This is a genomic window from Pantoea eucrina (assembly GCF_020079945.1).
In the GTDB taxonomy this organism is placed as follows: Bacteria; Pseudomonadota; Gammaproteobacteria; order Enterobacterales; family Enterobacteriaceae; genus Pantoea; species Pantoea eucrina.
Window position 1 is genome coordinate 2,429,718 of record NZ_CP083448.1, and the last position, 12,986, is coordinate 2,442,703.

Annotated in this window: 13 protein-coding genes; 8 read left to right on the top strand and 5 right to left on the bottom strand. The window is 58.0% G+C overall.

Going from position 1 to position 12,986, the window contains the following annotated elements:
- Positions 1 to 8 precede the first annotated feature (8 nt).
- The 4 genes from LAC65_RS11625 to LAC65_RS11640 are packed head-to-tail and all read left to right on the top strand — an operon-like array spanning position 9 to position 3,602.
- The gene (locus LAC65_RS11625) at positions 9 to 1,058 is read left to right on the top strand and encodes an ABC transporter permease (RefSeq protein ID WP_039385603.1); all 1,050 of its coding nucleotides are present in this window, start codon (positions 9 to 11) and stop codon (positions 1,056 to 1,058) included.
- Positions 1,058 to 1,750: a D-allulose 6-phosphate 3-epimerase gene (gene alsE / locus LAC65_RS11630; RefSeq protein ID WP_039379501.1), complete on the top strand. Its 693-nt coding sequence runs from the start codon at positions 1,058 to 1,060 to the stop codon at positions 1,748 to 1,750. Before LAC65_RS11625 ends, alsE begins: the two co-directional genes overlap by 1 nt.
- Entirely contained in the window at positions 1,747 to 2,640 is an 894-nt protein-coding gene (gene alsK / locus LAC65_RS11635; RefSeq protein WP_039379503.1) for an allose kinase, read from the top strand. The genes alsE and alsK overlap by 4 nt, the downstream gene beginning before the upstream one ends.
- Complete coding sequence (locus LAC65_RS11640; RefSeq protein ID WP_039379505.1) at positions 2,640 to 3,602, top strand: ribokinase; 963 nt, start codon at positions 2,640 to 2,642, stop codon at positions 3,600 to 3,602. The genes alsK and LAC65_RS11640 overlap by 1 nt, the downstream gene beginning before the upstream one ends.
- 65 nt (positions 3,603 to 3,667) lie before the next feature.
- On the opposite strand, the gene nudK is transcribed toward LAC65_RS11640, so the two are convergent.
- The 3 genes from nudK to LAC65_RS11655 all read right to left on the bottom strand — a co-directional run bounded on the left by nudK (position 3,668) and on the right by LAC65_RS11655 (position 6,466).
- Complete coding sequence (nudK, locus tag LAC65_RS11645; RefSeq protein ID WP_039379507.1) at positions 3,668 to 4,246, bottom strand: GDP-mannose pyrophosphatase NudK; 579 nt, start codon at positions 4,244 to 4,246, stop codon at positions 3,668 to 3,670.
- A gap of 132 nt (positions 4,247 to 4,378) precedes the next feature.
- Positions 4,379 to 5,881 carry an L-asparagine permease gene (gene ansP, locus LAC65_RS11650; protein WP_039379509.1) on the bottom strand — a complete coding sequence of 501 codons (1,503 nt, stop codon included), beginning with the start codon at positions 5,879 to 5,881 and terminating at the stop codon, positions 4,379 to 4,381.
- Between the two features lie 312 nt (positions 5,882 to 6,193).
- On the bottom strand, positions 6,194 to 6,466 hold the full coding sequence (locus tag LAC65_RS11655) for a YdgH/BhsA/McbA family protein (RefSeq protein WP_039379511.1): 273 nt from the start codon (positions 6,464 to 6,466) through the stop codon (positions 6,194 to 6,196).
- Positions 6,467 to 6,797: 331 nt separating this feature from the next.
- Here LAC65_RS11655 and acrD point away from each other — a divergent pair, with 331 nt between their 5' ends.
- Positions 6,798 to 9,914, top strand: coding sequence for a multidrug efflux RND transporter permease AcrD (gene acrD / locus LAC65_RS11660; RefSeq protein ID WP_039379513.1), 3,117 nt, complete (start codon positions 6,798 to 6,800; stop codon positions 9,912 to 9,914).
- Between the two features lie 103 nt (positions 9,915 to 10,017).
- Here the strand turns inward: acrD and ypfM are convergent, their stop codons facing one another.
- The gene (gene ypfM / locus LAC65_RS18300) at positions 10,018 to 10,077 is read right to left on the bottom strand and encodes a protein YpfM (RefSeq protein ID WP_113655867.1); all 60 of its coding nucleotides are present in this window, start codon (positions 10,075 to 10,077) and stop codon (positions 10,018 to 10,020) included.
- A gap of 396 nt (positions 10,078 to 10,473) precedes the next feature.
- On the opposite strand from ypfM, the gene LAC65_RS11670 reads away from it, so the two are divergent.
- From LAC65_RS11670 to LAC65_RS11680, 3 genes are read left to right on the top strand one after another with little or no spacing between them, the layout of a single operon-like run.
- Complete coding sequence (locus tag LAC65_RS11670) at positions 10,474 to 10,836, top strand: ArsC family reductase (protein WP_039385605.1); 363 nt, start codon at positions 10,474 to 10,476, stop codon at positions 10,834 to 10,836.
- 1 nt (position 10,837) lies between these two features.
- Positions 10,838 to 11,965, top strand: a complete 1,128-nt coding sequence (gene dapE, locus LAC65_RS11675) for a succinyl-diaminopimelate desuccinylase (RefSeq protein ID WP_039379515.1) — start codon at positions 10,838 to 10,840, stop codon at positions 11,963 to 11,965.
- A gap of 23 nt (positions 11,966 to 11,988) precedes the next feature.
- Entirely contained in the window at positions 11,989 to 12,177 is a 189-nt protein-coding gene (locus LAC65_RS11680; RefSeq protein WP_039379517.1) for a YpfN family protein, read from the top strand.
- Positions 12,178 to 12,278: 101 nt separating this feature from the next.
- Here the strand turns inward: LAC65_RS11680 and ypfH are convergent, their stop codons facing one another.
- Positions 12,279 to 12,974, bottom strand: a complete 696-nt coding sequence (gene ypfH / locus LAC65_RS11685) for an esterase (RefSeq protein ID WP_039379519.1) — start codon at positions 12,972 to 12,974, stop codon at positions 12,279 to 12,281.
- Between the last annotated feature and the right edge of the window lie 12 nt (positions 12,975 to 12,986).

The following is a 12,986-nucleotide window of genomic DNA, read 5'->3' on the forward strand; positions in this document are numbered from 1 at the left end:
CATTGATGATGAAATCACTGACTGCACTGCGCCCTGACGGCACCAACCTTGGTCTGATGCTGCTGATCGCGCTGGCGCTGGCGACCTTTACGCTGATGCTGCCGGGTCGCTTCCTGACCGACTCCACCTTTATGAGCATGGCGTTTCAGCTGCCGGAACTGGGATTACTGACTCTGGCGATGTTTATCGCCATTCTCAGCGGCGGCCTGAATCTCGCCATTATTGCCACCGCCAACCTGACCGCGCTGTTTATCGCCTGGACGCTGATGAGCGCCCTGCCCGCCGGTGCCGGGATGGCGCTGCAGCTGCTGTGGCTGGTTATCGCCATTATCGGCGCCATGCTGATTGCCGCCGCCATCGGCGTCATCACCGGCCTGATGGTTACGCGCATCGGCGCGCATCCGATTCTGGTGACGCTGGCTACGATGATGACGCTGAACGGGATCGGTATCTGGCTGACCAAAGGCGCAGCCGTCAGCGGCATGCCGCCGGTAGTGCAGGCGCTGGGCGCTGATACGCTGCTGGGGATGCCGCTGCCGCTCTGGGTGTTCCTCATCGCCGCCGCGCTGCTGGCGCTGTTTCTCGGTAAAACCCGGGCCGGCAAATGTATCTATATGGGCGGCAGCAACATCAACGCAACCTGGTTTAGCGGCATTAACACCCACCGCATGGTGATGCTGGTTTACGTGATCTCCAGCCTGCTCTGCGTGCTGGCGGGCCTGATTATGATGGCGCGCTTTAACTCCGCGCGCATGGGCTACGGCGACGCCTACCTGCTGCTGACGGTACTGGCGATTATCCTCGGCGGCACCGATCCCAACGGCGGCTTTGGTCGCGTCACCGGTGTCGTGCTGGCGCTGATTGCGCTGCAGGTGCTCTCAACCGGCTTCAACCTGATGAATATCAGCCAGCACGTCAGTCTGGCGATGTGGGGCGCGGTGCTGATTGTGGTACTCGCCTTTAAACAGCTCAAAACCCGACTCAACGAACACCGTGCGGTAAAGCTCAGCAAGCTGGCCGCGGTGCTTAATCCTCTGACTGAAAAGAAGGAAGTATGATGCGTATTCAAATCTCCCCGTCACTGATGTGTATGAACCTGATGGAGATCAAGCACCAGCTGCAGGTTCTCGATTCGCGCGCTGACTTTCTTCACGTGGATATCATGGATGGTCACTACGTTAAAAACATCACGCTCTCCCCTTTCTTTATTGAACAGATCCGGCCCTATACCCGCGTGACCATTGATGTACATCTGATGGTGGAAGAGCCGACTGACTTTATCGAGGCGGTCGCCAGAGCGGGCGCTGATTACATCTGCCCGCATGCAGAAACCATTAACCGCGACGCCTTCCGCGTGATCAATCTGATCCGCAGCTTTGGTAAAAAAGTGGGTGTTGTGCTGAATCCCGCCACGCCGGTCTCCTTTATACAGCACTATATTCACCTGCTGGATAAAATCACCGTGATGACGGTGGATCCCGGCTACGCCGGTCAGCCCTTTATTCCGGAGATGGTGGAGAAAGTGCGCGAGCTGAAAACGCTTAAACAGCAGCACGGTTATCATTATCTGGTTGAGATCGACGGCTCCTGCAACACCCGCACCTATAACCAGCTGATTGGGGCCGGTGCAGAAGTGCTGATTGTCGGCACATCCGGCCTGTTTAACATTCATGATGATTTGGCGACCGCGTGGGAGATGATGCGCGACAGCATTGATGAAGCCCAGGGGCTGACGCAGGTGTCCGCATGAAACCACGCTGGCTCGGTATCGATATCGGCGGCACCGGTACGCGGCTGCAGCTGATGGAAGAGGGTGGCGTCTGGAGCAGCTTTCGCAAAGTCGCCACCGCCAGCTGGGCACAGCAGCCCGACGCGCTGCTGGCGCTTGCTCAGCTCATCCGCGACACGCTGGAGCAGCAGCCGGTAAGCGGCATTATGCTGGGTCTGCCGGGTATTCTCAGCCGCGACCGGCAGCAGGTGATTTCGCTGCCCTTTATTCAGGCGCTGGATGGCCAGCCGGTCGCGTCGCGCCTCACCGCGCTGCTTGGCGTGCCGGTGGCGATGGACAAAGATGTGAACCATCTGATGCTGTGGGATCTGCTGCAGCTGGAGCAGCTGCCGGACAACGCCGTGGGCCTCTATCCCGGCACCGGCATGGGCAACAGCCTGTGGCTGAACGGTGGCTTTTATCACGGTGAACATGGCGGTGCCGGCGAGCTGGGGCATATTCCGGTGGCGGGCAACGCCCTGCCCTGCCCGTGCGGCAACCACGGCTGTGCAGAAACGCTGACGTCGGGCCACTGGCTGAGCCGCTGGGCCGCACAGAACGCCGCCGATACGCCGATGCCGGCGCTGTTTACCCGCCACGGCGAACAGCCGGAACTGCAGGCGTTTGTCCGGCGGCTGGCTGAGCTGATCGCGACCGAAATGAATATTCTCGATCCGGAGTACCTGATCCTCGGGGGTGGCGTACTGGCGATGGCTGATTTTCCGCTGGCGCAGCTGCGCAGCCAGATCCAGCAGCATCTGCGGCCACCGGTAACCCGTGAAAACCTGAAGATTATCTTCAGCCACTCAACCGACTACACGGGCTGCCGCGGTGCCTGTCTGGCCGCCGAACGCCTGTTCAGGAGCGCATGATGAAAGGAAAGGTGTGTGTTTTTGGTTCCTTTAATCTCGACATCGTGGCGGTAATGCGCCGCTTTCCGCTGCCGGGTGAGTCGCTGACGGCGCACCACAGTATGATGGGCGCAGGCGGCAAAGGGGCTAATCAGGCCACGGCGGCGCTGCGCGCAGGTGCGCGGGTGCACTACATTGGCAAAGTAGGCAATGACGATTTTGGCCTGTTTGCCCGCCGTCATCTGGAAAAAACCGGGTTCGATGCCATTACGCTGTTTACCTGTAAAGAGAAGCCAACCGGCAATGCGCTGATTTACGTCGCGGGCGACGACGCGGAGAATATGATTTCAGTCTATCCGGGCGCTAATACCACCGTGACCGCAGCCGAGGTGACGCGCTGCCAGCCTACGGTCGCCGCAGCCGACATTCTGCTGGTGCAGCTGGAGAATAATCTCAGCGCTATCCAGCGTATGATCGACAACGCCCGCGCCAGCGGCACCTTTGTCATCCTTAACCCGGCACCGTGGCAGAAGATTGGCGATGCGCTGCTGGCAAAGGTCGATCTGCTGACGCCGAACAGCACCGAAGCGACCCAGCTCAGCGGCGTAACGGTAACCGATTTCGCCAGCGCGCGCCGTGCCGCCGACGTGCTGCACCGCAAAGGCGCGCGCCAGGTCATTATTACGCTGGGCATGGCGGGAGCCCTGCTCTCCACGCCTGACCGGCAGCAGCGTATTCCGCTCTTTCCGGCGCAGCCGCGCGATACCACCGGCGCGGGTGACGCATTTAACGGTGCGCTTGCCGCGCGTCTCGCCTCAGGCGACGATCTGCCGCAGGCGGCGCGGTTTGCCGCAGCGTTTGCCTCGCTCTGCGTTGAGCGCGCTGGCGCAGCCGACTCAATGCCCTCCTATGCCGAGGCGCTGGCACGACTGCAGGCGCATCCGGAGTGCGTGGTCGGGGAGATAGAGAACGCGGTGGCGTAACTGAGATTCAGGCAGAGCTATTCAGCCATGCAGGCCCGCCGCGGGGGCGCATCACTGCGCCCTGATTACGGCTTCAGCCATCCGGCAAGCTGCGCATGCTGCAGCAGCATAATAGTTTTACCGTCACAGATGCGCCCATCTTTTACCCTCGCCAGCGCCTGCGGGAACGACAGCTCCAGCACGGTTATCGCTTCATCTTCAACGCCACCGCCGCTGCTGGCACGCATCGCTTCACTATATTCTGCAGCAAAGAAGTGGATCAGTTCCGTAACGCCGCCGGGTGACATGTAGGCAGCAAAGAGTTTCTCAACCTTCCCTACCTGATAGCCCGTCTCCTCAATCGCCTCTTTACGGATGCAATCTTCGGGCGTGTCGTCGTCCAGCAGCCCGGCGCAGGCTTCAATCAGCTCACCGCTTTCGTTGCCGTTAACGTAAGTGGCGATGCGAAACTGCCGGGTCAGCACCACGCTGTTTTTTTCACGATTGTAGAGCAGGATGGTTGCGCCGTTACCGCGATCGTAGACTTCACGTTTGTGCCGCACCACCTCGCCATTGCTGCGCGTCAGCTCGTAGGTGTAATTGCGCAGCACAAACCAGTTTTCAGACAGGATCTTATTTTTAATGACGTTGATAGTGAATGCCATGAGCGCTCCGCTGCTTTGCTGAGAGAGGCTGAAATGATAGGCGGCAGCGGCGGGGAAAACTATCTGAATTACCTGCGCAGCGGCGGGTAAAAAAAACGGGAGCCAGGCTCCCGTTACGCTACAGAGAAAGGTTTAGCGTCCGCTTTCGTCCGCCAGCTGCGGTGACGCATCGCTGCTTTCATCCGCGTGTACCTCATGCTCTTTCATCGCTTCTGCCTGGACGCGCTTGCGCACGCCAAACCAGCCAAGCACCAGCAGCACGGCGATCAGAGGAATGGAAGCGATGGTATAGGTACCGTTAGGGTAGTCGAACGCCATCAGCACCAGCACGCTGAGCAGGAACAGCAGCGTCAGCCAGGAGGTAAACGGCGCCCACGGCAGCTTAAAGCTGACGTCCTCAGCCTTGCCCTCTTTGATCGCTTTGCGCAGACGCATCTGGCAGACCACGATAAAGCCCCAGGAAGAGATGATCCCCAGCGAGGCAACGTTCAGGACAATCTCAAACACCTGCGACGGCACGTAGTAGTTCAGCACCACGCCAACGATGTAAACCGCAACCGTGACCAGGATACCGGCATACGGCACCTGCTGCTTGCTCATTTTCGACATAAACTGCGGCGCTGAGCCGCCCATCGACATGGATCGCAGAATACGGCCGGTTGAATAGAGACCGGAATTAAGGCTGGAGAGCGCCGCGCTCAGTACCACAATGTTCATAATACTGCCGACATAGGGAACGCCCAGCTTTGAGAAGAAAGTCACAAACGGACTCTGTCCCGCCTGATAGGCATTCCACGGCAGCAGCAGCACCAGCAGCACCACGGACCCCACGTAGAACAGGCCAATACGCCAGATCACGCTGTTGATCGCTTTCGGCAGCATGGTTTTAGGATCTTTGCACTCGCCGGCCGCGGTTCCCACCAGCTCAATCGAGGCAAAGGCAAACACCACCCCCTGCACCAGCACCAGCGCGGCCATCAGGCCATGCGGGAAGAGACCGCCGTTATCAGTGATCAGATGGAAGCCGGTCGCGTTGCCGTCGAGCGGTTTGCCGGTGCCGAGAAACACCACGCCAACAATCAGGAAGATCACAATTGCCAGTACTTTGACCAGCGCAAACCAGAACTCCATTTCGGCGAACCACTTAACGCCAATCATGTTCATAGTGCCGACAATGGCCAGCGCGCCGAGTGCAAATACCCACTGCGGTACGTCGCCAAACGCGCCCCAGTAATGCATATAAAGCGCCACGGCGGTGATATCGACAATCCCGGTCATCGCCCAGTTAACGAAATACATCCAGCCCGCTACATAAGACGCTTTTTCCCCGAGGAATTCACGCGCATAGGAGACAAAGCTGCCGCTTGAGGGGCGATGCAGTACCAGTTCGCCCAGCGCACGGAGAATAAAGAAAGAGAAGATGCCGCACACCAGATAGACCAGTGCCAGCGCCGGACCTGCCAGCTGCAGACGTGCGCCTGCGCCGAGGAACAGACCGGTGCCGATAGCACCGCCAATGGCGATCATTTGTACCTGTCGGTTACCCATCGCTTTGTGGTAACCGGTATCGTGAGAGTTCAGCCAGCGCCTTCTCGCAGCACGCTGTTCGTCGGGCGTTTTTTTAGTATGTTTCATAGCTTTCCTGTTTGTCCTGACCATCAATCACCGGCTGACCAATCGTTTGCGCCCGCGGTGCGAAATGGAGTAAAAAACCGGTGCCCGAGCAGTGGAACGATGCGCGTGGCGACCCGGGAAATTACGGCGATGAATCCTACCCGTTCTGCATGAACGAAGCAAAATATACTGGCTGGACGCACGATCTGATTTGTAAGAATCGGTCGTGACGCACAAAAAAAACCGGTCAGCAGCGTGACCGGTCAGGATGGCGTCAGAAAAGCAGGAATTCGGGCCGGAAGATGCGCGGTTGTGCAGCCTCCGGGTAACGCATCAGCGATAGATTTCAGCGCTGCCGTTCCAGAGGCTGGAGTCGCCAGGATTCTGTGCGCCAATAACGCGAAAGTGTGTGGCGCCCCTCTCTTCAGCTTTTTGCGACAGCTGGCGGGTGGCGTCATCCAGCGTGCCGCGCACGCCGCTGACCGATACGGTGCCTGCAGGCTGCAGGTTTTGGGCATCCGCCTCGCTCAGCGGCGTAGCAGCCAGCGTGGAAAAACTTGCGGTGGCAAGCAGGGCCGCACCAAAGAGGGTAATAGCTCGTTTCATAAGGATCTCCTGAGTGGCAGAAAATAGCGGGTGACAGGAGAAGTATTGGCAAGCCTGTGCAAACCAGGCCTGGCTGTCGGTAAATCTGTTTAATGTTTAGCCTGATTAATGTCTGTATTGCCGGGAAAGGTAAAGCAGTACGGCACCGGTTCCGCCGTTCGGCCGCGCAACATTTACATTTCTTCCATAATTACTCCACGTTTCTCTGATTTACACCGCGTAAAGTAAAGCGGGCAGGCGTCTGCAGAGTGTGCCCGCCTCGCCTGCCAGCGCGCCAGCCGTGCGCTGCTCATATAATAACGACAAGCTGCCGCTGAGGAGTAACAGAGTTATGTCGGACTTTTTTATCGACCGCCCGGTATTTGCCTGGGTTCTGGCGATTTTACTCTGTCTGTGCGGCACGCTGGCTATCACCTCGCTTCCGGTTGAGCAGTATCCGGATCTCGCTCCGCCCAATGTCCGCATCACGGCCAATTATCCCGGCGCCTCTGCCCGGACGCTGGAGAATACCGTCACGCAGGTTATCGAACAGAATATGACCGGCATCGATAACCTGATGTATATGTCCTCTAACAGCAGCAATACCGGCCAGGTGCAGATTACCCTGACCTTTCTCGCCGGTACCGATCCCGATGAGGCGCGTCAGCAGGTGCAGAACCAGCTGCAGAGCGCGCTGCGCAAACTTCCGGCCGCCGTTCAGGCGCAAGGGGTTAACGTTAATAAAACCGGCGACAGCAACATTCTGATGATTGCGTTTGTCTCCACCGATGGCAGCATGGATAAGCAGGATATTGCTGATTACGTTGCCAGTAACATCCAGGATCCGCTCAGCCGCATCGATGGCGTCGGTCAGGTGGATGCCTATGGGTCACAGTACGCTATGCGCATCTGGCTCGATCCCGTCAAACTGACGCGCTATGCGCTCACCACCGCCGACATCATACAGGCGATTGAGTCACAAAATACCCAGGTCGCCGTAGGCCAGGTCGGCGGATTGCCGTCGGTAGAGAAGCAGGCGCTGAATGCCACGGTCAACGCGCAATCCATGCTGCAGACGCCGGAGCAGTTTCGCGCCATTACCTTAAAAAGCAGCGGCAGCGGTGCAGTTGTCACGCTGGGTGATGTTGCCAGTATCGCCATGGGCGCGGAGAAATATGATTACCTGAGTCGCTATAACGGTCAGCCCGCATCAGGCCTGGGGGTTAAGCTGGCTTCCGGCGCGAATGAGATGAATACTGACCGGCTGGTCCGCGCCCGCGTCGCGGAGCTGGCGCACTATTTTCCCCCCGGCCTTGAAGCTAAAATCGCATTTGAAACCACGCCTTTTGTTAAGGCCTCAATAAAAGATGTCGTCAAAACGCTGCTGGAAGCGATCCTGCTGGTGTTTCTGGTGATGTATCTCTTTCTGCAGAATTTTCGTGCCACGCTGATCCCCACTATCGCGGTGCCGGTGGTGCTGCTGGGCACGTTTACCGTGCTCTATATCTGCGGCTTCAGTATTAATACCCTGACCATGTTTGCCGTTGTGCTGGCCATTGGTCTGCTGGTTGATGATGCGATCGTGGTCGTGGAAAACGTTGAGCGCATCATGAGCGAGGAGGGATTATCGCCACGGGCCGCCACGCGCAAATCGATGGGCCAGATACAGGGCGCGCTGGTGGGCATTGCGCTGGTTCTCTCCGCGGTGTTTGTCCCGATGGCCTTTTTTGGTGGCACGGTGGGCGCCATTTATCGCCAGTTCTCCATTACGATTGTCTCCGCTATGGTGCTGTCGGTACTGGTGGCCATGATCCTGACGCCCGCACTCTGCGCCACGCTGCTTAAGCCGCTGAAACAGGGTGAACATCACGGTCAGCGCGGATTTTTCGGCTGGTTTAACCGCGTGTTTAACGCCAGCACTCAGCGCTACGAACGGGGCGTTGCGCGACTGCTGCGCCAGAGTGGCCGCTGGATACTGCTCTATGCCGCGCTGATCGGCCTGATGGCTTTTCTGTTTTTACGTCTGCCGACCTCTTTTCTGCCGCTGGAAGATCGCGGCGTATTTATGACGCAGATTCAGCTGCCGCCGGGTTCAACGCTGCAGCAGACCTCCCGCGTGGTTGAGAAAGTTGAACGTTACTACCTTACGGCGGAAAAAGAGAACGTCACGTCCGTGTTTGCCACCATTGGATCCGGGCCTGGCGGCAATGGTCAGAACGTGGCGCGGCTGTTTGTCCGCCTTACCCCCTGGGATCAACGCCCCGGTGACGACCGCACCTCTTTTGCCATTATTGAGCGCGCCACCCGCGCGTTTACCGCGATTGCTGAAGCGCGCGTGGTCGCCAGCAGTCCCCCGGCCATCAGCGGTATGGGCAGCTCATCGGGCTTTGACCTGCAGCTGCAGGATCACAGCGGTATCGGGCACACACAGATGATGGAGATGCGCGATAAGCTGCTGGCGCTGGCGTCAGCCGATCCGGCGCTGTCGCGCGTGCGGCATAATGGCCTGGACGATACGCCGCAGCTGCAGATCGATATCGACCAGCGCAAAGCGCAGGCGCTCGGCGTCTCGCTGGACATCATCAACCAGACCCTCTCTACCGCCTGGGGATCGACCTATGTGAATGATTTTCTCGATCGCGGCCGGGTTAAAAAGGTCTATGTGCAGTCGGCGCCGGAGTTTCGTATGCTGCCCGGCGATATCAATAAATGGTACGTACGCAACAGCAGCGGCGGCATGGTGCCCTTCTCTGCGTTTGCCACCAGCCGCTGGGAGACCGGCTCACCGCGCCTGGAACGCTACAACGGCTACGCCTCGCTGGAAATTGTTGGCGAAGCGGCCAGCGGCGTCAGCAGCGGAACCGCTATGGATGAGATGGAGAAGCTGGTGGCGCAGCTGCCGCTCGGGGTAGGCTTCCAGTGGACCGGCGCATCTTATCAGGAACGATTATCCGGTGCGCAGGCCCCGGCGCTCTATGCTGTTTCGCTGCTGGTGGTGTTTTTGTGTCTCGCTGCGCTCTATGAGAGCTGGTCTATTCCCTTTTCGGTGATGCTGGTTGTGCCGCTGGGTGTTGTCGGTGCTCTGCTGGCAACATGGCTGCGCGGTCTGGAAAACGATGTCTATTTTCAGGTCGGGCTGCTGACGGTGATCGGGCTCTCGGCGAAAAACGCGATTCTGATCGTGGAGTTTGCGAATGAGATCAACAGCAAAGGCCGTGAGTTACAGGAGGCCACCCTGGAAGCCGCGCGTCAGCGCCTGCGTCCGATACTCATGACTTCGCTTGCCTTTATGTTTGGCGTCCTGCCGATGGCGATCAGCAGCGGCGCGGGTTCAGGCAGTCAGCACGCGGTAGGAACCGGCGTTCTGGGCGGTATGCTGACCGCCACGCTGCTGGCTATTTTCTTTGTACCCTTGTTCTTTGTGCTGGTCCGGCGTCGCTTTCCGCTGCGTGAGAAACCGCACGATTAGCCGCCATGAAAAAAGCCGCCGGGAGAAACTCCCGGCGGCTCTATTGATGTGTGTGGTCAGAATCGCAGCAAGGGGGGAAACGCCCTGCTTTCCTCGTCACGCGTTACTTACGTAACATCGCTTCGATAAATTCTTTCCAGTTCCCCAGTTCATATTCAACCATAACCACCTCTCTTATTGTGATGGCAATTGTACGCCGCTTTTTTTCTGCAGGTGAATACGTTTTCACCTCTTATCACTATCGGCAAACGCAGGGAAAAGCTGTAATTTTTCTTTTTTGTGCCGTGACGCACATTTCTGCAAGCTGCTGTCCGTACTGGAAAATAATTTTTTATTTCCCTGGTAGCACAATTCTGCGATTAAGATAATCCTTACTGGTCAGATAATCAGACAGAGCGCATTTCACGACCTGAATGAAAGCGTTTACTGGCCCTGATTAGCGTTTTCGATTAAAGCCCGCAGATGATGAAAAATGCAGGCAATATCCACTGACGCTCACCGCGCGCACCCCGCTGTGGTAAACTCGCGCGCAGATTTTTTTGCAGAACGGGAAACAGCTATGACAGCGCAGTGGGTGATGTACGGAATCAAAAATTGCGACACCGTAAAAAAAGCGCGCAATGCACTAACCGCGTCCGGCATCGACTACCGGTTTCACGATTATCGCGCGGATGGACTGGATGCCGCGCTGCTGCAGCACTTTATCGATCGGCTTGGCTATGAAGCCCTGCTGAATACGCGCGGTACCACCTGGCGCAGGCTGCCGGAAGCAGAACGTGCCGCGATTAAGGATGCCGCCAGCGCCGTGATGCTGGCACAGCCTGCCATCATTAAACGTCCGCTGCTTGCCGCCCCCGATGGCAGCCTGCTGCCGGGCTACAGCGCCGATCTTTACCACGCTTTTATTCAGGAGAAGTCATAACATGTTCTGTCCGGTTATTGAGCTGGCTCAGCAGCTCATCCGTCGCCCTTCGCTAAGTCCGGATGATGCGGGCTGTCAGGCCTTGCTGATCGCCCGCCTGGAGGCGATCGGTTTTCAGATTGAGCAGATGCATATTAATGACACGCTGAACGTCTGGGCCACGCGCGGTCACGGTGAAACCTTAGCGTTTGCCGGACACACTGATGTCGTACCGCCCGGTGATGCAAACCGCTGGATCAACCCGCCGTTTGAGCCCACTATCCGCGACGGCATGCTGTTTGGGCGCGGTGCCGCCGATATGAAGGGCTCGCTGGCAGCGATGGTGGTCGCCGCTGAACGTTTTGTCGCTGCGCATCCGCAGCACAAGGGCCGCCTGGCGTTTCTGATCACCTCCGATGAAGAGGCCAGCGCGGTCAACGGCACGGTCAAAGTGGTGGAGCGCCTGATGGCGCGTCATGAACGGCTGGATTACTGCCTGGTGGGTGAGCCCTCCAGTACAGAGATCGTCGGGGATGTGGTGAAAAACGGCCGGCGCGGTTCAATGACCGCAAACCTGACGCTGCACGGCGTGCAGGGACATGTCGCCTACCCGCACCTGGCGGATAATCCGGTACACCGTGCCATGCCGGCGCTGAATGAGCTGGTGGCCACCGAGTGGGATCAGGGCAACGCATTCTTTCCGCCAACCAGCATGCAGATTGCGAATGTGCAGGCGGGTACCGGCAGCAATAACGTTATTCCCGGCGAATTTTTTGTGCAGTTTAACTTTCGCTTCAGCACCGAGCTGACCGATCAGATGATTAAAGATCGCGTGACGGAACTGCTGGACCGCCATCAGCTGCGCTATACGCTGGAGTGGACCGTTTCCGGACAGCCTTTCCTGACGTCACGCGGCAGGCTGGTTGACGCCGTGGTAAACGCCGTAACGCACTATAATGAAATTAAGCCGCAGCTGTTGACCACGGGCGGCACTTCCGACGGACGCTTTATTGCCCGTATGGGAGCGCAGGTGGTGGAGCTTGGCCCGGTTAACGCCACAATTCATAAAATCAATGAGTGCGTCAAAGCGTCAGATCTGCAGCTGCTGAGCCGCATGTATCAGCGCATTATGGAGCAGCTGATTGCCTGACCGCATAAACAAGGAGACGGGGCATGGAGTGGTTAAAAGAGTACTGGTGGATCCTGGTGATTGTGCTGATGGTGGGCGTACTGATGAACGTCTATAAAGATCTCAAGCGCATCGATCATAAGAAATATATGGATAACCGGCCGGATTTACCTCCGCATCGTGATTTCAACGATAAGTGGGATGATGAAGATGACTGGCCAAAGAAAAAATAGGCCAGGGGCGCGTAAAAACATCAGGGGCGCATAAATGCGCCCCCTACGGGTTATTGTAGGGGGCGGATTGGTTGCAGGGGCGGCATTTATGCCGCCCGCCCCTACAGAAACATCACAACATCGTCGTCGTTTGGTTTGGCGCCGCTCAATGCTTCATCAAAATAGCGGCGCGGTATGGTATAGCGCAGATGATGCAGCGCCCGCGCCATGCTGCGTTCATCTATCGCATGCGGCAGATCGTTCACCACATCCAGCGTCACATCGCCACCCAGCTCGGTCAGACGCTGGTTCGCCGCTTCAGCATGCTGTAGCGGTACCTGTTCGTCATCGTCGCCGTGAATAAGATGAATGGTATTACGCCTGCTGGCGCGTTCCGGCAGCGTGGTATAGCGCCCGCTAAACGCCACCACCCGTCCCGCCAGCTCCGGCTGCGCTTTGACGCCCTCCAGAACCATGGTGCTGCCCTGCGAGAATCCGACCAGCGCCGTCGCTTCGGGCCGGACGCCAGCAGTACGCTGCCAGTGCCGGACAGACTCGATAAATAGCGGCATGACCGCATCGACACACTGCTGCGGCGAGCGATCCTGAGCGGGATAGTCCATAAACCACTGGCGGCCCTGCGGCACACTACCGGTATAAGGCGCACCTACTGACACCACCTGCGCGTCCGGAAACGCCTCAGCAAACCAGGTGCCAATTTGTGCCATCGCATCAGGGTTATCATCAGCGCCGTGGTAAAGCAAAAAAAGCTGAGCAGCCTGCACCGGCTGCTGAACAACAACATATCGTAAAGCCATACTGACCTCCTG